Genomic DNA, 22312 nt, shown 5'->3' with positions numbered 1-22312 from the left:
ACGTCACCGGGCAGGCCCGCGGCACCGAGGTCTGGCTGCCGACGTCGGGCGGCCTGTACGACGCCGACTCCTGCTTCGTCGTGCGGGCCACCGCGGCGAACCAGGGCAAGGCCGTCCCCACCGACGCCGGCACCCGGTCGGCCCAGGGCGCGGACCAGGTCTGCCTCGGCGATGCGGGCTGAGCCGGGGCGCCCGCGCGTCCGGGCCGGGTCCGTCGCGGCCACCGCGCTCGCCGCGGCCACCGCGCTCGCCGCGGCCCTTGCCCTGACCGGCTGCTCCGGCGCCGACCCCGCGGACGTCGCGGTCACCCCGACCGCCACCGGGTTCGGCGGGCAGGCACCCGTCGACGGCAGCCGCAACGGCATCGAGACGGTCGACGGGCCCACCGCCCTGCGGGACGTCCTCCGCGCCGTGCGGTCCCGGTCCGTCGTCGCGACCGGGACCGTCACCGAGCTCGTCCCGGATCCTGCAGCAGGCAACGGCACGGCGGCCCGGGAGGGCAGCGGCGACACCGTGCCAGGTCGGACGATCCGGTTCGCCTACCGCGGCGTGCCGGACGACTCCTCGCTCCGGCTCACCGTCGGCGACGTCACGCTCGATGCCCGCCGACGGGGCGACGAGGTCTGGGTCCGCGGCAACCGGGCCTTCGCCGAGCGGACCGGCCTCGACGACGCCACGACCGGCCGGGTGTGCGTCGCCGCGGGCTCGTCCGCGCTCCGGACCTTCGCGCCGTTCACCACCCCGGAGGACCTGCTCCAGGCACTGCTCGGCGCCGACGCGGACGTCACGCTCCACCCCGGGGCCGTGACCGGATCGGGGAAGGCCGCGCGGGCGCAGGTCGTCGTCGCGAGCGGGTCGTCCCCGGTCGGGTCGCTCGAGGTGTCGGCGGTGGGGCAGCCGCTGCCGTACTCGCTCCGGGCTGCCGACGGCACGGGGACGGTGTCACTGTCCTTCTCGTCGTGGGGTGCGGACCTCGGGCTCGCGGACCCGGACGACGTCGTCGACGACTGCTGAGACCGGCGGCCGGGCGGCGCGGCCGACGGCGTCGGCTCCGTCGTGCTGCCCACCCGTCGTGCGGGTGCGCAGAACGCCCTGCACGTGCTCAGGCCCCGGCGCGCCGTGCCCGGTGCGCCCGCACCTTCGCCCGGTTCCCGCAGCGCTGCATCGAGCACCACCGGCGGGTGCCGCCACGCGACGAGTCGTAGAACACGAGCCCGCAGTCGGCGGCCGAGCAGCGGCTCAGGCGCGTCGGCCGTCCGTCGGCCTCGGCGTCGTCGAACCCGACCTCGGTGAACAGGGCCACGGCGTCCCGCGCCACGCTGGACAGCGCCTGCGCCAGCCGCACGCGGTTCGCCCCGGCCCGACGACGACCGCCGGGCAGGCTCGGCGGCACGTCCGGCAGCGCGGCGAAGAGGTTGACGGTGTCGATGTCGTCCGGCGCCGGACGGGTCCGACCGGTCCCGGCGCGGAGGCCCGCGGCGACCGCGGTCCGTTCGGCTGGCGTCGTCGCGGGGGCCGGGGCGGCGGCGACGGCGAGCCGGGCGATGGCCGCCCGGAGCGCCCGGGCGTCCTGCAGCTCCCTCGACGTCGCGCCGACGTCGATCGGCTCGGTGTGGTCGCTCAGCCACTCGTCGAGGTCGGCCGGCGTCGCGAGGAGCTCACCGAGCTGGGCCCGGGATCGGTGGCCGTCGGGGTCGTCGGCGAACCCGCCGGTGTGTGCGAAGTCGAGGGCGATCCGGCCGGCGTCGAAGAACCAGGAGGATCCGGCGTCCGTGCGGATGTGCTGCCCCGTGTGCATCCGCCCAGGCTAACGGGTTACGACCGCGGCACCAGCGGGTGCTCCGGTCGTCGGAGGACGGTTCAGCGGCCCGCGGGCGTCGCCGTCCGCCGCTGCCAGGCGATCACGTTGCGGGCGTCGAAGCGCCGGGAGCACTTCGCGCAGGCCAGTGGCCGCGTCGGCGTGCGGTAGCGCACGTGCTCGTGCCCGGCGGGACACGTCCCCACCCACGGCGCGAGCTCGGCGGCGACCGGGCCGTCGTACAGCCGCGACCCCGTGTAGCCGATCGCGGCCGCCGTCCGCCGCCAGGTGGGACCGTGCGCCGCGCGGGCACCCGCCAACGCGTGCGCGATCTCGTGGAGCAGCACCTGGTCCGCGTCGTCGTCCGAGAACCGTGCGGCGAGGTGGCGGCTCACCGTGATGCGCCGCTTCGTGAAGTCGCACTGCCCCGCGCGGGTCTTGGCGTGGTCGAAGGCGAACGACCACGAGGCATCGAGGTGCTGCGCCATCAGGACGGCGGCACGGTCGCGGACCTCGTCGAGCCGCCCCGTCATCGCTCGGGACGCGGGTCTGCCTGGCCCTTCCGCGCGGCGCGGGCCGCGATCCGGCCCCAGATGTCGTCGGCCTCGGTGCGAGCCGCGTCCGGGGCGCCGAGCACGCGGCGTCGGACCGGCGGCTCGGTGTCCGCCACCGACGGTTCCGGCCGGGAGGCCCGTGGTGCCGCCTCGACGTCGTCCTCCGCCCGGCGGGCGGCGACGTCACGGGCCGTCCGCGGCTTCTCGGGCTGCGCGTCGGCCGTCGAGATGGACGCGCGCATCGCGGCCTCGACCGCGGTGCGGAGCGCGTCGGTGCGCTCCGAGGGGGCGCCGGCCTGGCGGAAGGCCTGGTACGCCCGGGACAGTGCCGAACGGGCCTCCTCGTAGCGACCGCTCTCGAACAGCGACCAGCCCTCGAGCTCGGCGGCGGCGCCCTCGAGCTCCGGCCACTCCTCGGTGCGGGCGGTGTCGCGGGCGAGCGCGGCCTCGGTGGCGGCGCGCTCGTGCCGTCCGAGGTCGTGCAGCACGTGGGCGCGACGGATGCGTGCGGCGACCTTGTCCTGGCGCTCGCCGGTGAACATCGTCAGGCGGAACACCTCCTCCGCGACCACGAGGGACTCGTCGAGCCGACCGAGCAGGCGGAGGAGCTCGGCACGCTCGGCGAGGGCCTCGGTGCTCCGGCTCTGCCCGAGGTCACGGAGGCGCTGCTGCACGGCCTCGGCGTCGACGGCGGGTCGGAGGCTGATCGGCGCGAACGTCGAGCCCGGGCTGACGCCGGCGGTCGCGGGCGCGACGTGACGGCCGTCACGGGCGCGGTCGGTCCGGTCGTGCGGCTGGCGGTCTTCGGGCGGGAGGGACATCGGTTCGAGGGTAACCGCGCCCTGCCGAGAGCGGGCGGTGCCACGCGCACGGGGGGCACGTACCCGCAGGACGGCCCGCCGTGCCGGAGCACGACGGGCCGTCGAAAGGAGGCGCCTCGATGTCAGAGCTGCGTCGAGAACGCCACGCCCAGCACGATGTAGAGCACGATCGGCGACACCACGGCGATGATCAGCGCGACGACGCCGAACGCGCGGCCACGCTTCGTGACGATCGCGATGATGCCCTGGATGATCGCCCAGATCCCGAGGAGCGTTCCGACGATGGCGGCGACGCCCGCACCGCCACCGCTCGCCAGCAACGCGGGGTTGTCCATCATCTGCCGCTCGAGCTGCTGCTGCCCGGACTGCGTCGCGCCGGAGCCGTTGAGCAGCGTGTCGCGGAGACCGGAGTCGCTGCCGAACGCGTTGCCCAGCACGGCTCCGGCGATCACGGCGAGCGCCAGGGCGAGGAGCGCGACGATGAACGCCACGACACCGACGGTCTTCTTCTTCCGCGCCGGCTCCGGCGACTGCCAAGCCGGGGCGCCGTGGTCCGGGCCGACGCCGTACTGCTGCTGGTGCCGGCCGTCGTTCCACACCGGCGCTCCGGCACGGTCGTCACGACGGTCGTGCTCACCCTGCCCGTACTGCTGCTGGCCGTACTGCTGCTGCCCGTACTGCTGCTGCCCGTACTGCGGGGCCGAGTCGCCGTCCTGCGGGGTCTGCTCGCCGTACCGGGGCGCGCCGTCGCGGTCGCCGTACTGCTCGCCGTACTGCGGGGTGGACGCCGGCTCGGCGCGCTCGCCGTAGCGCGGCTGGCCGTCGGTCGGCCGGTCCTCGTTGCTCCGGTCGTCGTTCGTCATGGCGTGCGGTCCCTTCGCTCGGTCGTGCCCTGCACGGTCGTTCAGCCCATCCTGCCCGCCCGGCCCTCCGAGCGCGCGACGACGCCACCGGGGCCGGCGTCCGGCGGCTCGTTGCAGATGCAAGCAGCGACGGAGTCGTCGTCGCACGACGACGACTCCGTCGTTCTCCAGCGGCGTCGTTCCTTGCACGTGCAAGCAACGACCGCGCCGCTGTCGGACGACGACGGCGTGGTCGTTCCGCAGCGACGCCGCCCCCCGCCGTCACCCGCCGAACACGCTCCGGTTCGGCTCCGGCGACGCCACCGCCGTCTGGTCGGTGACGATCGGCGCACCGGCGACGAACGCCCGCAGCTCGGCCCCGTGCACGACCTTCGCCGGCATCGGGTCGGAGGTGTACCGCCGCGGCATGTCCGCCACGGGCAGGTCGGTGGGCGAGCCGAGCAGCACGATGTTCCCGAACCGCCGGCCCTTGAGCATCCCGGTGTCCGCGACCGCCGCCACCGAGGGCAGCACCGACTGCAGCGTCGACGCCTGACCCCGAGCGAACGCGAGCCCTGCGCCGTCCGCCACGTTCACCGCGACGATCCCGGTCGGGGAGAGGAACTCGGCCACCGACCGGTAGAACTCGACGCTCGTCACGTGCGCCGGGATCTGCGAGCCGCCGAACACGTCGACCACCACGAGGTCGACCGTGCCGCGCAGACCGTTCGGCAGCTTGCCGAGGACCTCGCGGGCGTCGCCGTACCGCACCCGGATCGACGCGCCGCGGGGGAACGGCAGGACGGCCCGCACCTGGTCGACGAGGTCCCGTTCGAGCTCGACCACCTGCTGGCGCGACCCCGGCCGGGTCACCGCGACGTACCGCGGCAGCGTGAGTGCCCCCGCCCCGAGGTGCAGCGCCGTGATCGGCCCCGGCGGCAGCAGGTCGATCGCGTGCCCGATCCGCCGGATGTACTCGAACGCGAGGTGCGTCGGGTCCTCGAGGTCGACGTGCGACTGCGGGGTCCCGTCGACCACCAGCGTGTACGACCCCGGCCGGTGCCGGTCCGGCTCCACGACCGCGTAGCCCGCACCGATCCGGAACCCGTCGAACGCATCAGCCATGCCCCAATCGAACACCACCCGGGATCACCACCCGCACCCCCACCCCTGGTCGGTGTGCCCGCCGACCCCCGCGAACGAGGCTGGGAGCACCCCGACGGGAACCCCCGCCGGCCCCGGCGGCACCCCCCCGTCGGCACCTCGACCGGAAGGCCCGCACCATGTCCGCCCACCTCGTCGTCAACGTCCTCCTCGGCCTCGCGCTGGTCGTCTTCCTGGCGTACCGGCAGGCCACCTGGCAGTACCTCGACCCGGCCCGCATCTGGCGGACGCCGCTCGTCATGGGTGTGGTCGGGGTCGTCGTGCTCGCGAACAGCGGCGTCACGGTCACCACGACCGACGTGGTGTTCCTCGCGATCGAGGCCCTCGTCACGATCGCGGTCGGTCTGACCACGGGCAGCATCACACGCTTCCGGACCGTGTCGACGCCGGACAGCAAGGGCCGCACGCTCCAGTCCCGCACCGGATGGGCCGGGGCTGCGCTCTGGATCGTCCTCATCGTGGTGCGGATCGGGCTCGACGTCGTCGGCGGGCACCTCGGCGCCCACCTGCTCACCGCCACCGGGACGATCCTGCTCGTCCTCGCGCTGAACCGGGCAGCCCGCGCCGTCGTCGTCGACCAGCGCATCCCCCGCGGCACGCGCCGGGCCAGCGGCATGATGGTCCGGTGACCACGACCGCCGACCCCGAGCGGACCGACCTCCCCCGCGGTGACGAGGGCGGACGGTCCCGTTCGGGCGCGGCCCGGGCGCTGAACGCCCTCGGGGTCGTCGTGGTCGGCTTCTGGTTCGTCCGGAACGGCCTCGGCCTGCACCACCCGGCGTGGGTCTGGGCCGTCGGCGGCGTCGCCCTCGCCGCCTGGGTCGTCCGCGAGGTCACCCGGTCCGTGGTCGTGGTCCGCGCCGCCGCCGGCGTGATGATCGTCGCCGGGTCGCTCGTGGTCGTGCCCACCGACGCGCTCATGGTCGTCCCGGTCGTCGTCGGTGTGGTGCTCCTCGGGGCCAGCACGGCGCTGCCGGTCTGGGTCGGTGGGGTCGCGGCACTCGTGGGCATGGCGATCGTCGCCGGGTCCGCGGCGGTCCTCGGTGCCTCCGTGCAGTTCGTCCTCGGTGCGAGCGCCGGTCTCCTCCTCGGTGTCCTCGTCGGCTTCGGTCGGCGGCAGCTCCGGGTCACCGAGCAGCGGTCGCGCGAGGTGCTGCAGGAGCAGCAGCGTGCGGCGCTCCTGGCGGACCGGTCGCGCGCGGCACGGGACGTCCACGACGTCCTCGCGCACTCGCTCGGTGGGCTCGTGCTCCAGCTCGACGCGGTCGAGGCCCTCCTCGAGGCAGGGCGCGTCGACGAGGCCGCACGCCGCGCGGGGGAGGCCCGGACCCTCGCCGCCGACGGCCTGGCCGAGGCCCGCCGGGCCGTGCGCGCGCTGCGCGACGACACGGTCCCGACGACCGACGCCGACGCGACGGACACGACCCGCGCCTCCCGGCTGTCGGCCCTGCTCGACGACCACCGGTCCTTCGGCGGCTCCGTCACGGCGCACGGCACCGAGGCGCTCGACGAGCTCGACGCGGCGCACCGCGCCGCGGTGGTCCAGATCGCCCGGGAGGCACTCAGCAACGCCCGCAGGCACGCCCCCGGCCGCCCCGTGGCCCTCGAGGTCGTCCGGGACGGCTCCGCCGTGTCCGTCACGATCGCGAACCCGCTCGGCTCGGACGGCCACGGCATCACCGGGATGCGCGAGCGCGCCGCCGAGCTCGGCGACGGCTCGACCGTGGAGGCCGGGGTCCGCGACGGCGCGTTCGTCGTGGTGGTGCACCTCCCGGCAGCGGTCCCGCCGGAGGGACGGCCGTGACGATCCGCGTCCTCGTCGTCGACGACCAGGCGATCGTCCGCGACGGCCTGGTGACGGTGCTGTCGCTGGTGCCGGACCTCGAGGTCGTCGGAGAGGCCGCCGATGGGGCCGAAGCCGTGGCGGCGGTGGAGCGTGAGCGGCCGGACGTCGTCCTGATGGACCTGCGGATGCCGGGCGTCGACGGGCCCACCGCGACCGCCAGGATCGTCGCCGGCCACCCGGAGGTCGGCGTCCTCGTGCTGACCACCTTCGCGGACGACGACTCGATCGTGACGGCGCTGCGGGCCGGTGCGCGCGGGTACCTCACGAAGGACGCGGGGCGGACGGAGATCGCGACGGCGATCCGGGCGGTCGCGTCCGGCCAGGCGACCTTCGACGCCTCGGTCGGGGCGCGGCTCGTCGCCCGGCTCGCCGGGGCACCCGCCGCCGATCCCGCGCTGGCGACGGCCGCGGACGTGCGGGCCCGGTTCCCGCAGCTCACCCCGCGCGAAGCGGACGTCCTCGAGCGGATCGCCGCGGGACGCACGAACCCGGAGATCGCGGCGGAGCTCTTCCTGACCGTGCCGACCGTGAAGTCCTACGTGAACCAGGTGTTCGCGAAGCTCGGGGTCCGCAGCCGTGCGGAGGCCGTGGCGCTCGTCCTCCGCTGACCCGCGCCACCCCGCCCGCACGCGGCTCCCGCGTCAGCGACGTTGACCGCGCGCTCGTGGACCGCCCAGGCGGCGCCAAGGGACGTCACGTACCGTTCACGCAGTCGTCACCCGGACCGTGTCGATGCAGGCGGCCCCACACCGCCCGCGTCCACCCTCCGCCGTGACCGCGACGCGCCCGCCCGCGCCCCCGGTGCTGCGCCCGCCGTCGCCGGTGCACCGATGCGCCGCCGTCCGGCGTGCCCCGCTCGCCCGGGCCACCCGACCGCATGCGCAGCGCGCGCCCACGTGCCAGCAGGAGACCGACATGACCGACACCCTGAGCGTCCCGACGTTCCGACTCGCCACCGCGACCCGTCCCGCGGTGCCGCACCGGGCCTCCCGGCGGGGTCTCGACGACCACGGGCTCGCACCCGCGTGGATGCGCGCGGTCGGCGCGGTCCTGCTGCTCGGCGGGCTCGCGCTCTCCGCCGCCGTCCTCGGCTGGCCCGGCGACGCACCGGAGGCTTCGCTGCTCGTCCCCGGGCTGGTCGGCGTGGTCGCCGGGTTCCTGCTCCTCGTCGCGCGCACGGGCCTCACGGTGACCGACGAGCACGTGACGGTGCGCTTCCGACCGCTCCCGCCCCGCCGGATCGCCCGCCGGCGGATCGCGGACGTGCGCCTGGTCGAGGCGGACGCGTCGACGTACGGCGGGATCGGACTGCGGCGTGCGCGGGGCGTCCGCGCCCTGCTCCTCACCCCGGGCACCGGCGTCGAGATCACCGACGACCGCGGCCGTGTCACGTTCGTCCGGACGGCCCGTCCTGAAGCGGCGTACCGCGCGCTGGCCGCCTGAACCGCACCGAGCGGAGCGGGAATGCCGGGCTGGTCCGGCACCTTATACACGCCAGTGTCAAAGAAGGTCAAGCCAGGACTGGACACCGGGGGACAAGCCGACCTATGATGACAGTTCGCGCTCCCTGGCTCGTCGTGTCGTCATATTGCGGTCGACCGTTGGTTCACACCGAACCCGCCTGGTGACGCCGGGTCCGTATATGGCGGCGGGCCCCGCTCACTCCGATCATCGCACAGGTCGCATCCGTCGGATGCGCACCGTTCTCCGTGTGTTGGTCACCAGGTCGCGCTGAAGCGTCAATCCACCCACCTACGTGCTGCTCGTCAGTACCGGCCCGACGGGGCCTACCGGAGGTCACACCCTTGGCTGCTGCGCCCAACGCATCCACCAACCCCAAGAACGGTCGCAACCACTCGCGACTCTCGTTCGCCAAGATCACGGACACCCTCACGGTTCCGGATCTGCTCGCCCTCCAGACGGAGAGCTTCGACTGGCTCGTCGGCAACGACGTGTGGAAGGCCCGCCTCGCGGAGGGGCAGGAGCAGGGTCGCACCGACCTCGCGCTGCACTCCGGGCTCGAGGAGATCTTCGAGGAGATCTCCCCGATCGAGGACCTCGGCGAGACCATGCAGCTCGGCTTCACGTCGCCCGAGCTCGAGGACCCGAAGTACTCGATCGACGAGTGCAAGGAGCGTGGCAAGACCTACGCCGCGCCGCTCTACGTCAACGCCGAGTTCATGAACCACATGACCGGTGAGATCAAGACGCAGACCGTGTTCATGGGCGACTTCCCGCTCATGACCGAACGCGGCACGTTCATCATCAACGGCACCGAGCGCGTCGTCGTCTCGCAGCTCGTCCGCTCGCCGGGCGTGTACTTCGAGCGCGCGCAGGAGAAGACCTCCGACAAGGACATCTACTCCGCCCGCGTCATCCCGTCGCGCGGTGCCTGGCTCGAGTTCGAGATCGACAAGCGCGACCAGGTGGGCGTGCGCATCGACCGCAAGCGCAAGCAGTCCGTCACGGTCTTCCTCAAGGCCCTCGGTCTGACCAGCGAGGAGATCCTCGACGAGTTCAAGGGCTTCGCCTCGATCGAGTCGACCCTCGAGAAGGACGCCATCCTCACCAAGGAAGAGGCGCTCAAGGACATCTACCGCAAGCTCCGTCCGGGCGAGCAGGTGGCGGCCGAGGCGGCGCGTGCGCTCCTCGACAACTTCTACTTCAACCCGAAGCGCTACGACCTGGCGAAGGTGGGCCGCTACAAGCTCAACCGCAAGCTCGGCATGGACGCGCCGCTGAGCGACTCGGTGCTGACCGTGCAGGACATCGTCGCGACGATCAAGTACCTCGTGTCGCTGCACGCCGAGCGCACCACCATCGACGGCGTCCGCGACGGCGAGCCCGTCCAGCTCCGCCTCGACGTGGACGACATCGACCACTTCGGCAACCGTCGCATCCGCGCCGTCGGCGAGCTCATCCAGAACCAGGTCCGCACCGGCCTGTCCCGCATGGAGCGCGTCGTCCGCGAGCGCATGACCACGCAGGACATCGAGGCGATCACCCCGCAGACCCTGATCAACGTGCGCCCCGTCGTCGCCGCGATCAAGGAGTTCTTCGGGACGTCGCAGCTGTCGCAGTTCATGGACCAGAACAACCCGCTCGCGGGCCTGACGCACAAGCGTCGTCTCTCGGCCCTCGGCCCGGGCGGTCTGTCCCGTGAGCGTGCCGGCGTCGAGGTCCGTGACGTCCACCCGTCGCACTACGGCCGCATGTGCCCGATCGAGACCCCGGAAGGCCCGAACATCGGCCTGATCGGTTCGCTCGCGTCGTTCGGTCGGATCAACTCCTTCGGCTTCATCGAGACCCCGTACCGTCGCGTCGTCGACGGCCAGGTCACGACGCAGATCGACTACCTGACCGCATCGGAAGAGGACGACTTCGTCGTCGCCCAGGCCAACGCGCCGCTGACCGACTCCTTCCACTTCCAGGACGACAAGGTGCTCGTCCGGAAGAAGGGCGGCGAGGTCGAGCTCGTCGGCAAGGACGAGGTCGACTACATGGACGTCTCCCCGCGCCAGATGGTGTCGGTCGCGACGTCGCTCATCCCGTTCCTCGAGCACGACGACGCGAACCGCGCCCTCATGGGTGCGAACATGCAGCGCCAGGCCGTGCCGCTCCTCCGTTCCGAGTCGCCGCTCGTCGGCACCGGCATGGAGGGCTACACCGCCATCGACGCCGGTGACGTCGTCACCGCCGACAAGGCCGGTGTGGTCTCCGAGGTCTCGGCCGACGCCGTGACCCTGCAGCTCGACGAGGGCGGCACGCAGACCTACTACCTGCGCAAGTTCGACCGCTCGAACCAGGGCACGAGCTACAACCACCGCGTCATCGTCTCCGCCGGCGAGCGCGTGGAGCAGGGCGAGGTCATCGCCGACGGTCCCGCGACGGAGAACGGCGAGCTCGCGCTCGGCAAGAACCTCCTCGTCGCGTTCATGCCGTGGGAGGGCTACAACTACGAGGACGCGATGATCCTGTCGCAGAACCTCGTGAAGGACGACACGCTCTCCTCGATCCACATCGAGGAGTACGAGGTCGACGCCCGCGACACGAAGCTCGGCAAGGAGGAGATCACCCGCGACCTCCCGAACGTCAGCCCGGACCTCCTGGCCGACCTCGACGAGCGCGGCATCATCCGCATCGGCGCCGAGGTCCGCCCCGGCGACATCCTGGTCGGCAAGGTCACCCCGAAGGGCGAGACCGAGCTCTCCGCCGAGGAGCGCCTGCTCCGCGCGATCTTCAACGAGAAGTCGCGCGAGGTGCGCGACACCTCGCTGAAGGTGCCCCACGGTGAAGAGGGCACGATCATCGGCGTCAAGGTGTTCGACGCGCAGGACGGCGACGACGAGCTCGGCTCGGGCGTCAACCAGCGCGTGGTCGTCTACATCGCCCAGAAGCGCAAGATCACCGCGGGCGACAAGCTCGCCGGTCGTCACGGCAACAAGGGCGTCATCTCGACGATCCTGCCGGTCGAGGACATGCCGTTCCTCGCGGACGGCACCCCGGTCGACATCGTGCTCAACCCGCTCGGCGTCCCCGGCCGCATGAACTTCGGCCAGGTCCTCGAGATCCACCTCGGGTGGCTCGCGAAGCAGGGCTGGAACGTCGAGGGCATCCAGGAGTGGGCCGAGGCCCTCCCCGAGGCCGCCCGCCACGCGGAGCCCGGCACGAAGGTCGCCACCCCGGTGTTCGACGGCGCGTACGAGCGTGAGATCGAGGGCCTCCTCGACAACACCCTCCCGAACCGCGACGGCGAGCGTCTGATCGGCTCCTCCGGCAAGGCGCAGCTCTTCGACGGCCGCTCCGGCGAGCCGTTCCCGGAGCCCGTGTCGGTCGGCTACATGTACATCCTCAAGCTGCACCACCTGGTCGACGACAAGATCCACGCGCGCTCGACGGGTCCGTACTCGATGATCACGCAGCAGCCGCTGGGTGGGAAGGCGCAGTTCGGTGGACAGCGCTTCGGTGAGATGGAGGTGTGGGCGCTCGAGGCGTACGGCGCCGCCTACGCGCTCCAGGAGCTCCTGACGATCAAGTCCGACGACATCCTCGGCCGCGTGAAGGTCTACGAGGCGATCGTCAAGGGCGAGAACATCCAGGAGCCCGGCATCCCGGAGTCGTTCAAGGTCCTCATGAAGGAGATGCAGTCGCTCTGCCTGAACGTCGAGGTCCTCTCGGCCGACGGCCAGGCGGTCAGCCTCCGCGACACGGACGACGAGGTCTTCCGTGCCGCCGAAGAGCTCGGCATCAACATCTCCTCGCGGTTCGAGTCGTCGTCCGTCGACGACATCTGATCCCGCCCGTACTCGTAACGAATCCAGCTAGAGAGAAGAACATTGCTCGAAGCAACTTCATTTGACGCACTGCGGATCGGTCTCGCCACGGCCGAGGACATCCGCCAGTGGTCGTACGGCGAGGTCAAGAAGCCGGAGACCATCAACTACCGCACCCTCAAGCCCGAGAAGGACGGTCTGTTCGGCGAGCAGATCTTCGGTCCGTCCCGCGACTGGGAGTGCGCCTGCGGCAAGTACAAGCGCGTCCGGTTCAAGGGCATCGTCTGCGAGCGCTGCGGCGTCGAGGTCACCAAGTCCTCGGTCCGCCGTGAGCGCATGGGCCACATCGAGCTCGCCGCGCCCGTCACGCACATCTGGTACTTCAAGGGCGTCCCGTCGCGCCTCGGGTACCTCCTCGACATGGCGCCGAAGGACCTCGAGAAGGTCATCTACTTCGCGGCGTACATGATCATCGACATCGATGAAGAGGGCCGTCACGCCGACCTCCCGGGTCTCGAGAACGAGATGCGTCTCGAGATCAAGACCCTCGAGGGCCAGCGCGACTCGATCATCGCCGACCGCCTCAAGAAGCTCGAGGACGACCTCGCAGCGCTCGAGGAGGAGGGCGCCAAGGCCGACGTCAAGCGCCGCACGAAGGACACCGCCGAGAAGGAGATGTCCCAGGTCCGCAAGTCGTTCGACGAGGACATCACCCGCCTCGAGCGCGTGTGGGAGGACTTCCGCAACCTCAAGGTGGGCGACCTCAAGCCCGAGGACGCCGTCTTCCACGAGCTGCAGGACCGCTTCGGCATCTACTTCGACGCCTACATGGGCGCCGAGGCGATCAAGCTCCGTCTCGAGGCGTTCGACCTGGCCGCCGAGGCCGAGTCGCTGCGCCTGCAGATCGCTGAGGGCAAGGGCCAGAAGAAGATCCGCGCGATCAAGCGTCTGCGCGTGGTCTCCTCCTTCCTCGCCACCGGCAACTCGCCGGCCGCGATGGTGCTCGGCGTCGTGCCGGTCATCCCGCCGGAGCTCCGCCCGATGGTGCAGCTCGACGGTGGCCGCTTCGCCACGAGTGACCTCAACGACCTCTACCGTCGTGTGATCAACCGCAACAACCGTCTCCGCCGCCTGCTCGACCTCGGTGCCCCCGAGATCATCGTGAACAACGAGAAGCGCATGCTGCAGGAGGCCGTCGACGCGCTGTTCGACAACGGTCGTCGTGGTCGTCCGGTCACGGGTACCGGCAACCGCGCCCTGAAGTCCCTGAGCGACATGCTCAAGGGAAAGCAGGGTCGTTTCCGCCAGAACCTGCTCGGCAAGCGCGTCGACTACTCGGGCCGTTCGGTCATCATCGTCGGCCCGCAGCTCAAGCTCCACCAGTGCGGTCTGCCGAAGCAGATGGCGCTCGAGCTGTTCAAGCCGTTCGTCATCAAGCGCCTCATCGACCTGTCGCACGCGCAGAACATCAAGTCGGCCAAGCGCATGGTCGAGCGTTCGCGTCCGCAGGTGTGGGACGTGCTCGAGGAGATCATCCGCGAGCGCCCCGTGCTGCTGAACCGTGCGCCGACGCTGCACCGTCTGGGCATCCAGGCGTTCGAGCCGCAGCTCGTCGAGGGCAAGGCCATCCAGCTCCACCCGCTCGTGTGTGCTGCGTTCAACGCGGACTTCGACGGTGACCAGATGGCCGTGCACCTGCCGCTGTCGGTGGAGGCGCAGGCCGAGGCCCGCATCCTCATGCTCGCCTCGAACAACATCCTGAAGCCGTCCGACGGCCGTCCGGTGACCCTGCCCGCGCAGGACATGATCATCGGTCTGCACCACCTCACGACCGTCCGCGAGGGCGCCGTGGGCGAGGGCCGCGCGTTCTCCTCGGTCGCCGAGGCGATCCTCGCGAAGGACCAGGGCACGCTGCACCTCAACGCGCTCGTCAAGATCCGCATGTCCGACGTGTACTTCGCCGAGGGCGAGGCGCCGGAGGGCTACGTGCAGGGCGAGCCGGTGCTGCTCGAGACGACCCTGGGCCGTGCGCTCTTCAACGAGACCCTCCCGGCGAACTATCCGTTCGTCCAGAAGGTCACCGACAAGGGCGTGCTGTCCGCGATCGTCAACGACCTCGCGGAGCGCTACTCCAAGACCGAGACGGCCGCCGCGCTCGACCGGATCAAGGACGCCGGCTTCTACTGGGGCACCCGCTCCGGTGTGACCGTCGCGCTCTCCGACGTCGTGACGCCTCCTCGCAAGAAGGAGATCATCGCGGGCTACGAGGTCCAGGCCGCCAAGGTCCAGGGCGAGTTCGACAAGGGTCTGATCACCGACGCGGAGCGCCGCGCCGACCTGATCAAGATCTGGACCGAGGCCACGAACGAGATCGCGCAGGAGATGCGCGACAACTTCCCGGTCGACAACACCATCAACCGCATGGTCTCGTCGGGTGCTCGTGGTAACTGGCTGCAGGTGCGCAACATCGCCGGTATGCGTGGTCTGGTGAACAACCCGAAGGGTGAGATCATCGCCCGCCCGATCATCAACTCGTACCGCGAGGGCCTGACCGTGGCGGAGTACTTCATCGCCACGCACGGTGCCCGCAAGGGTCTGGCGGACACGGCTCTCCGTACCGCCGACTCGGGCTACCTGACCCGTCGTCTCGTCGACGTCTCGCAGGACGTCATCATCCGCGAGGACGACTGCGGCACGACCCGCGGCCTCGAGCTGCCGATCGCGACGAAGGCTGCCGACGGCTCCCTCGTCCGCGACCCGCGCGTCGAGAACACCGTGTACTCGCGCACCCTGGCCACCCCGGCCGTGGACGCGCAGGGCACGGTCGTCGCCGAGGCCGGCGAGGACGTCGGTGACGTGCTCCTCGAGAAGCTGCTCGCGGCCGGTGTCGAGAGCATCAAGGTGCGCTCGGTCCTGACCTGCGAGTCGGCCATCGGTGTCTGCGCGAAGTGCTACGGCCGTTCGCTCGCCACGGGCAACCTCGTCGACATCGGCGAGGCGGTCGGCATCATCGCCGCCCAGTCCATCGGTGAGCCCGGTACCCAGCTGACGATGCGTACCTTCCACACGGGTGGTTCGGCCTCGGCCGACGACATCACCCAGGGTCTGCCGCGTGTCACGGAGCTCTTCGAGGCGCGGACCCCCAAGGGTGCGTCCCCGATCGCCGAGGCCCCCGGCCGCGTCACGATCGAGGACACCGACAAGGGTCGTCGCATCATCCTCACGCCGGACAACGGCGACGAGCCGTTCATCTACCCGGTGCTCAAGCGTGCGACGCTCCTCATCGAGGACGGCCAGCACGTCGAGCTCGGCGAGCAGTTCATCGCCGGCACGGTCGACCCGAAGGAGGTCCTCCGGGTCAAGGGTGTGCGCGAGGTCCAGAAGCACCTCGTCAACGGTGTGCAGGACGTGTACGGCTCGCAGGGCGTGCCGATCCACGACAAGCACATCGAGGTCATCGTGCGCCAGATGCTCCGCAAGGTCACCGTCGTCGACCACGGCGACACCGACCTGCTCCCGGGCGAGCTCGTCGACCGTTCGCGGTACAACGAGCTCAACCGTGCGGCGCTGCAGGAGGGTCGCAAGACCGCTTCCGCTCGCCAGGAGGTCATGGGCATCACCAAGGCGTCCCTCGCGACCGAGTCGTGGCTGTCCGCCGCGTCCTTCCAGGAGACGACCCGCGTGCTCACGCAGGCCGCCATGGAGGGCAAGCAGGACCACCTCGTCGGCCTCAAGGAGAACGTCATCATCGGTAAGCTCATCCCCGCCGGGACGGGCCTCAGCCGGTACCGCGACGTGGACGTGAACGCGACCGAGGAAGCGAAGGCCGAGCGGTACCCCAACCGCATCTTCGCGGACGACTCGTCGTTCTCGGACGCCGACCTGAGCTTCGTCGACTTCGACAGCTTCTCGTCGGACGACTTCACGCCCGGGACGTACAACTGAGTCTGAAGTGACCCACGAAGGGCCCCGCATCCGTCAGGATGCGGGGCCCTTCGCCGTTGCGGGTCGCGTTCGCGACCACGCGCCGGCCTGGAGGCGCGGTGCGGGCCCGTCACGGGCCTCCAGGCCGGCAGGCGGTGCGGTGCCACCGCGTCAGGCGGTGCGACCCTTCTCGTCGACGAGCGAGTACAGGCTGAGGACGTTGCCGTCGGGGTCGCGCACGTCGAACCAGTTCGTGGCGCCGTCGATGCACTCCACCGGCCCGATGTCGATGCCGAGGGCCCCGATGCGGCTGTGCTGGGCGGTCACGTCGTCGACGCCGAAGCGGACCGTGACCGGGTTCTCCTCGGCGTGCTCGTCCTCGTAGAGCTGGATCCAGATGCCGCCGACCTCGTACTCGGCGACGCCGTCCTCCGGTTCGAGGTCCGGCTCGGTGCGCTCGAAGACCGCGCCGTACCAGAGGCAGGACGCCTCGATGTCGGTGACGGGCAGCCCCACGGTCACGCTCGTGATGTCCATGACTCATCATGTCCCGACGGGGGTGGCCGCGTCGAGGGTTTCCTGGCGTGCTGGCAGGCTGGGGACATGGCGACACTGCGCGAACGGATCACGGCCCCGGCCCACCTCGAGTCCCCGGTGCCGACCGGCGGTCTGACCTTCCGGGCGGCGACCCCTGACGACGTCGACGGCGTGCACGCGGTGGCGGTCGCAGCGGCCGCGGTCGACGACCCACGCAGCCGTCCCTCCACAGCCGACGTCGAGCGCACGTTGTCCACGGACGGGCTCGACGTCGCCCGCGACACCCTCGTCGGCGTCGATGCTGACGGGCATGTGCAGGCGTACGCGATCGTCGTCGACGTCCCGTCCCGGGTCACCGCGGCCAGGGCGGTGCTCGAGGGCGCGGTCCACCCGGGACTCCGCGGGCAGGGGATCGGCCGGCGGTTGTTCGCATGGCAGGTCGGCCGCGCGCGTCAGCGTCTTGCGGGGCTCGACGTCGACCTGCCCGCGAGCATCGACGCCGGCGGACCCGAGGGTGCGGCGGTCCTCCGGCTCGCCGCACGCTTCGGCTTCGAGCCGGTGCGCACCTGGATCGACATGGAGCGCGTGTTCGACGGGGGGAGCGGCACGGACGTGCCGGAACTCCCCGTGGGCCTGCACCTCCGGCCGGCCACCGACGCCGACATCGAGCCGTTGCGAACTGCCAAGAACGACGCGTTCCGCGACCACTGGGGTTCCCAGCCGATGGTCGCGTCCGACTGGCGTGGCTTCCTCACGTCGTCCAAGAGCCGGCTCGACCTGTCACGGATCGTCGTCGACGCCGCCGGGGTCGTGGTCGCCTTCGCGATCGTCGAGGTCGACCCGGCGACCTTCGACGCCCGCGGCCGCTCGTACGGGTACGTGCACTGGGTCGGCGTCGTGCGCGCTGTCCGCGGGAAGGGTCTGGCGCCGATCGTGCTGGACGCCGCCTGCGACGCCGTCCGCGCCGAGGGGCTGTCCGCCGCGGTGCTCCACGTGGACGCGGAGAACCCGAGCGGGGCGGGGCGGATCTACGAGCGGCTCGGCTTCGTCCCCGGCGAGGTGCACGTCACCGTCGCGGCGTCCCTCTGACGCGGGACAGCACGGGGCGCGTGCTCGGCCGACACCCTCACACTGGGGGCACCCGACCCCCCTCCGCCCCCTCCTTCTGGGACTTCGGCCTCCGATCCGGCCGACCGTAGCGTGGTCGAGCGTCGTTCCCCGCACGGCGCCGACCCTGACCCGCGCGCGACCAGAAGGAGGCTCGGAGCCGATGGCGACCCTGTCCGAGATCCTCATCCTCAACGGTGCCCTCCCGATCGAGCACCTCGACTCGATGACGGGCGACGAAGTCGTCGACGACCGGTCCATCCGGGCGCTCGTCGACCAGGGCATCGTGAGCGAGGCGCAGTACATCACCGCCCGGGCCGCCTCGAACAACTCCCGCACCGTGCCGCTGACCGACTACCCGGTCGACGGCACCGCGGTGTCCATGCTCCCCGCCGCTCTGTGCCGGCGCCACGGGGTGCTCGGCGTCGGCTTCGAAGGGGAGATCCTCGTGCTGGCGATGGTCAACCCGACGAACGTCCTCGCGATCGACGACGCACGCACCGCCTCCGGACGGAGCGTCAAGCCCCTGCAGGTCGAGGAGCGCGACCTCGCAGCCGCGCTCGACCGCTACCTGCGCGCCGACGACGAGCTGAACGACCTGACCTCCTCCCTCGAGGAGGAAGCCTCCGCCCAGGCGCAGCAGCAGGCCGACCTGACCGACGGGTCGCTCGACGACGTCCCGATCGTGCGCTTCGTCAACCTCCTGGTCTCCCAGGCGATCCAGGACCACGCCTCCGACATCCACATCGAGCCCGGCGAGCACGAGGTCCGGGTCCGGTACCGCATCGACGGCGTGCTGCACGAGATGGCCCCGGCGCCGAAGAACATCCATAACGGCGTCATCAGCCGCCTGAAGATCATGAGCGACATCGACATCGCCGAGCGACGCAAGCCGCAGGACGGCCGGATGTCGGTGCGGCACGGCGGTCGGCAGATCGACCTCCGCGTCGCCACGCTGCCGACCGTGTGGGGCGAGAAGGTCGTCATGCGGATCCTCGACAACACGAACACGTCGATGTCCCTGAAGGACCTCAACCTCCTCGAGCGGAACTTCCAGGCGTACCAGCGGTCCTACTCGAAGCCGTACGGCATGATCCTCGTCACGGGGCCGACCGGTTCGGGCAAGTCGACGACCCTCTACACGACCCTCAACGCCGTGGCACGCCCCGAGATCAACGTCATCACCGTCGAGGACCCGGTCGAGTACCGGATGGCCGGGATCAACCAGGTGCAGGTCAACCCCAAGGCGGGCCTCACGTTCGCCTCGGCGCTCCGCTCGATCCTCCGTTCCGACCCCGACGTGGTGCTGCTCGGCGAGATCCGCGACCACGAGACGGCGCAGATCGCGATCGAGGCCTCGCTGACCGGTCACCTCGTGCTCTCGACGCTGCACACCAACGACGCGCCGTCGGCCGTGACCCGCCTCACCGAGATGGACATCGAGCCGTTCCTCGTCGGGTCCGCGCTCGACTCCGTGGTCGCCCAGCGACTCGCCCGCCGACTCTGCGACCGCTGCAAGGCACCCGCGTTCTACGAGGCCGAGCAGTTGCACGCCCTCGGGTTCCTGCCCTCGGCGGACGCTCCGGTCCCGGAGTTCTCCGCGCCGATCGGGTGCGCCGTCTGCTCGAACACCGGCTACCGCGGCCGCATCGCGCTCCACGAGGTCATGACCGTGACCGAGGACATCGAACGCCTCGCCGTCGCCCGGGCATCGAGCGCTGAGATCAGCCGGGTCGCGCAGGAGCAGGGCATGCTCACCCTCCGCCAGGACGGGTGGGAGAAGGTCAAGCTCGGCCTGACGAGCGTCGACGAGATCCTGCGCGTGGTCGCGTAGTCCCGGGAGCACACCGATGACCGATTCCGTGTACGACATCACCCCCGCCGACGACGCGGTGGACGGCTGGCACCCCGGTGACCCCGGCAACGAGGTCGGGGGAGGCCGTCGCGCCGCCCGCCTCGCCGCCGCCGCTGCGTCCCAGCCGACGTCACCGGTCGTCGGTGGTCCGGTCACGCAGCCGCCAGCAGCGTCGCCGGTCTACGACCTGTCCGACGAAGCCGCTTGGGCAGCGCCCACCTCGGTCGCGCCCGCGCCCGCAGCGGCACCGACCTGGCCCGCGCCGACCGGTGACCCCGTCGCCGTCCCGGTGGCGCAGCCGCACGCCGCGCCCGCGACGCCGCCCGCAGCCGTCCCGCCGTCGACCGCGTCCTACGGGTACGCAGAGCAGCCGACCCAGCAGCTGCCGATCGTGTCCGGCGGGGTCCCCACGGGCCTCCCGGCCGGCGCCGCCGTCGGCGGTCGCGAGGAGATCAACTTCACCCGACACGCGCGCGAGGTCGCCGACCCCGACCTCGTCACCGCGCTCGCGCAGGTCGTCTACCAGGGCGCGTCCGACCTGCACGTCACCGCCGATGCACCGCCCACGGTGCGCGTCGACGGGTCGCTCCGACCCGCCGTGCCGGGAGGCCCGTGGTCGCGTGCCAAGGTCATCGCAGCACTCAAGACCATGCTCTCGCCCGAACAGGCCGGCCAGTTCGACCACGAGCAGGAACTCGACTTCGCGTACTCGCTCTCGCCCGAGTTCCGCTTCCGCGTGAACTTCTACCAGCAGCGCGGCAACTGGGGCGCCGCGTTCCGCATCATCCCGACCAAGATCAAGACCCTCAAGCAGCTCGGCATCCCCGAGTACGTCGGTGAGTTCGCGGCACTGCCGCGCGGACTCGTCCTCGTGACCGGCCCCACCGGCTCGGGAAGTCGACCACCCTCGCCGCCCTCATCGACCTCGTCAACGAGACCCGGGCCGACCACATCGTGACGGTCGAGGACCCGATCGAGTTCATGCACGACCACAAGAAGGCGATCATCAACCAGCGCGAGGTCGGCGCCGACACGCACTCCTTCGCCGCCGCGCTGAAGCACGTGCTCCGGCAGGACCCCGACGTCATCCTCATCGGCGAGCTCCGCGACCTCGAGACGATCTCCGTCGCCCTCACCGCCGCCGAGACCGGACACCTCGTCTTCGCCACCCTGCACACGCAGAGCGCACCGGGCACCATCGACCGCGTCATCGACGTCTTCCCGCCGCACCAGCAGGGGCAGATCCGGACGCAGCTCGCCTCCACCCTCGAGGGCGTCGTCTGCCAGACCCTCGTGCCGAAGGCGAACGGCGCCGGTCGTGTCGTCGCGACCGAGATCATGAAGACCACGCCGGCGATCGGGAACCTCATCCGCGAGGGCAAGACCTACCAGATCACCTCCGCCATGCAGGCGGGCCGTGACGCCGGCATGCACACCATGGACCAGGACCTCGCCGAACTCGTCAACGTCGGCACGATCACCCGCCGTGCGGCGATGGAGAAGGTCCACGACCACGACGGCTTCGACCGGCTCGTCCAGCGCGTCGAGTCCCCGTCCGACTCCTCCGCCGCCGCGATCGCCGCGTCGGAGATCGACTTCGGCGACAAGTACTCGGGAGGCCACTGATGTCGCTCGCCTTCGACTACCGCGGCCGAGACGGCAGCGGCAAGCTCGTCAAGGGACGGCTCGACGCCGCATCCGAGGGCGCCGTCGTCCAGCGCCTGCGCGGCATGGGCGTCTCGCCGATCGCCATCACCGAGGCCAAGCCCGGGACCGGCCTGCAGACCGAGATCAAGATCCCCGGGTTCGAGAAGGGCGTGGGGCTCAAGGACCTCGCGATCATGTCCCGTCAGGCCTCGACCATGCTGACCTCCGGGCTCTCCCTGCTCCGGGCGCTGACGATCCTCGCCGACCAGACCGAGAACAAGAAGCTCAAGGACATCCTCGGCAAGGTCCGGGACGACGTCGAACGCGGTGTCTCGTTCTCCGACGCGGTCGCGAAGTACCCGGTGGACTTCCCGCCGATCATGATCAACATGATCCGGGCGGGGGAGACGGGCGGGTTCCTCGACCAGGCGATGGACTCGGTGGCGACGAACTTCGAGAAGGAGCACAAGCTCCGGTCGACGATCAAGTCGGCGATGACGTACCCGGTGGTGGTGCTCGTCATGTCGCTGGCCGCCGTCGTGATCATGCTCGTGTTCATCGTGCCGATCTTCCAGGACATGTTCGCGTCGCTCGGGGGGCAGCTGCCGTTGCCGACGCAGATCCTGGTGGGGCTCTCGCACGCGATGGTCTACGTCGGTCCGGCACTCGCGGTCGCCGTCATCGTGGGGTGGGTCTGGTGGCGCGCGAACAAGAACACCGACCGGGTCCGCGCCGCTGTCGATCCGTTGAAGCTCCGACTCCCGGTGTTCGGGCAGCTCAACCGCAAGATCGTGATGGCTCGGTTCGCCCGGAACCTGTCGAACATGATCGGCGCCGGCGTCCCGATCCTCGAGGCATTGCAGATCGCCGGGCAGGTGTCGAACAACTTTGTTGTGCAACGGTCACTGCAGCGCATTCCGAGGGGGTCCGGAAAGGGAATCGTC

At 71.1% G+C, this 22312-nt stretch carries 19 protein-coding genes; 13 read left to right on the top strand and 6 right to left on the bottom strand.

Features of this window, described 5'->3' with window-relative positions:
- Both I59_RS22945 and I59_RS14410 read left to right on the top strand, forming a co-directional pair.
- The coding region (locus I59_RS22945; RefSeq protein WP_031273878.1) for a hypothetical protein at positions 1 to 182 on the top strand (182 nt) is incomplete at its 5' end.
- Positions 172 to 1014, top strand: coding sequence for a hypothetical protein (locus I59_RS14410; protein ID WP_022904472.1), 843 nt, complete (start codon positions 172 to 174; stop codon positions 1012 to 1014). The genes I59_RS22945 and I59_RS14410, both read left to right, overlap by 11 nt.
- Positions 1015 to 1102: 88 nt before the next feature.
- On the opposite strand, the gene I59_RS14405 is transcribed toward I59_RS14410, so the two are convergent.
- The 5 genes from I59_RS14405 to I59_RS14385 all read right to left on the bottom strand — a co-directional run bounded on the left by I59_RS14405 (position 1103) and on the right by I59_RS14385 (position 5140).
- Positions 1103 to 1798: a CGNR zinc finger domain-containing protein gene (locus I59_RS14405; protein WP_022904471.1), complete on the bottom strand. Its 696-nt coding sequence runs from the start codon at positions 1796 to 1798 to the stop codon at positions 1103 to 1105.
- Between the two features lie 62 nt (positions 1799 to 1860).
- The gene (locus I59_RS14400; protein WP_022904470.1) at positions 1861 to 2331 is read right to left on the bottom strand and encodes a SprT-like domain-containing protein; all 471 of its coding nucleotides are present in this window, start codon (positions 2329 to 2331) and stop codon (positions 1861 to 1863) included.
- Complete coding sequence (locus I59_RS21030; protein WP_022904469.1) at positions 2328 to 3173, bottom strand: hypothetical protein; 846 nt, start codon at positions 3171 to 3173, stop codon at positions 2328 to 2330. Before I59_RS21030 ends, I59_RS14400 begins: the two co-directional genes overlap by 4 nt.
- 122 nt (positions 3174 to 3295) lie before the next feature.
- Positions 3296 to 4036 (bottom strand): DUF308 domain-containing protein, encoded by a 741-nt coding sequence (locus I59_RS14390; protein WP_022904468.1) that lies wholly within the window; start codon positions 4034 to 4036, stop codon positions 3296 to 3298.
- Between the two features lie 261 nt (positions 4037 to 4297).
- Positions 4298 to 5140 (bottom strand): spermidine synthase, encoded by an 843-nt coding sequence (locus tag I59_RS14385; protein WP_022904467.1) that lies wholly within the window; start codon positions 5138 to 5140, stop codon positions 4298 to 4300.
- Positions 5141 to 5298: 158 nt separating this feature from the next.
- On the opposite strand from I59_RS14385, the gene I59_RS14380 reads away from it, so the two are divergent.
- From I59_RS14380 to rpoC, 6 genes are all read left to right on the top strand, one after another.
- Positions 5299 to 5808: a hypothetical protein gene (locus I59_RS14380; protein WP_022904466.1), complete on the top strand. Its 510-nt coding sequence runs from the start codon at positions 5299 to 5301 to the stop codon at positions 5806 to 5808.
- The gene (locus I59_RS14375) at positions 5805 to 6983 is read left to right on the top strand and encodes a sensor histidine kinase (RefSeq protein WP_022904465.1); all 1179 of its coding nucleotides are present in this window, start codon (positions 5805 to 5807) and stop codon (positions 6981 to 6983) included. The genes I59_RS14380 and I59_RS14375 overlap by 4 nt, the downstream gene beginning before the upstream one ends.
- Positions 6980 to 7633, top strand: a complete 654-nt coding sequence (locus tag I59_RS14370) for a response regulator transcription factor (RefSeq protein WP_022904464.1) — start codon at positions 6980 to 6982, stop codon at positions 7631 to 7633. Before I59_RS14375 ends, I59_RS14370 begins: the two co-directional genes overlap by 4 nt.
- Positions 7634 to 7940: 307 nt before the next feature.
- Positions 7941 to 8468, top strand: coding sequence for a hypothetical protein (locus I59_RS14365; protein ID WP_022904463.1), 528 nt, complete (start codon positions 7941 to 7943; stop codon positions 8466 to 8468).
- Positions 8469 to 8830: 362 nt separating this feature from the next.
- Positions 8831 to 12319 carry a DNA-directed RNA polymerase subunit beta gene (gene rpoB, locus I59_RS14360; RefSeq protein ID WP_022904462.1) on the top strand — a complete coding sequence of 1163 codons (3489 nt, stop codon included), beginning with the start codon at positions 8831 to 8833 and terminating at the stop codon, positions 12317 to 12319.
- A gap of 42 nt (positions 12320 to 12361) precedes the next feature.
- Complete coding sequence (gene rpoC / locus I59_RS14355; RefSeq protein WP_022904461.1) at positions 12362 to 16243, top strand: DNA-directed RNA polymerase subunit beta'; 3882 nt, start codon at positions 12362 to 12364, stop codon at positions 16241 to 16243.
- 150 nt (positions 16244 to 16393) lie between these two features.
- Here the strand turns inward: rpoC and I59_RS14350 are convergent, their stop codons facing one another.
- A complete protein-coding gene (locus I59_RS14350; RefSeq protein WP_022904460.1) occupies positions 16394 to 16759 on the bottom strand; it encodes a VOC family protein in 366 nt (121 codons plus the stop codon).
- Between the two features lie 66 nt (positions 16760 to 16825).
- Between I59_RS14350 and I59_RS14345 the strand changes: the two genes are divergently transcribed.
- The 5 genes from I59_RS14345 to I59_RS14330 form a co-directional block, all read left to right on the top strand.
- Complete coding sequence (locus I59_RS14345) at positions 16826 to 17848, top strand: GNAT family N-acetyltransferase (RefSeq protein ID WP_022904459.1); 1023 nt, start codon at positions 16826 to 16828, stop codon at positions 17846 to 17848.
- A 181-nt stretch (positions 17849 to 18029) separates the two neighbouring features.
- A complete protein-coding gene (locus tag I59_RS14340) occupies positions 18030 to 19700 on the top strand; it encodes a GspE/PulE family protein (RefSeq protein WP_022904458.1) in 1671 nt (556 codons plus the stop codon).
- A gap of 16 nt (positions 19701 to 19716) precedes the next feature.
- Positions 19717 to 20679 (top strand): hypothetical protein, encoded by a 963-nt coding sequence (locus tag I59_RS23700; RefSeq protein WP_305791159.1) that lies wholly within the window; start codon positions 19717 to 19719, stop codon positions 20677 to 20679.
- On the top strand, positions 20640 to 21347 hold the full coding sequence (locus I59_RS23595) for a type IV pilus twitching motility protein PilT (protein ID WP_307120475.1): 708 nt from the start codon (positions 20640 to 20642) through the stop codon (positions 21345 to 21347). The genes I59_RS23700 and I59_RS23595 overlap by 40 nt, the downstream gene beginning before the upstream one ends.
- Positions 21347 to 22312: type II secretion system F family protein (locus I59_RS14330; protein ID WP_022904457.1), on the top strand; the 966-nt coding region annotated here is incomplete at its 3' end. The genes I59_RS23595 and I59_RS14330, both read left to right, overlap by 1 nt.

It is taken from the genome of Curtobacterium sp. B8, from assembly GCF_000333315.1.
Taxonomy (GTDB): domain Bacteria; phylum Actinomycetota; class Actinomycetes; order Actinomycetales; family Microbacteriaceae; genus Curtobacterium; species Curtobacterium luteum.
Note: the sequence above shows the minus strand (reverse complement) of the source record. Positions and strands in the feature narration are given on the sequence as shown.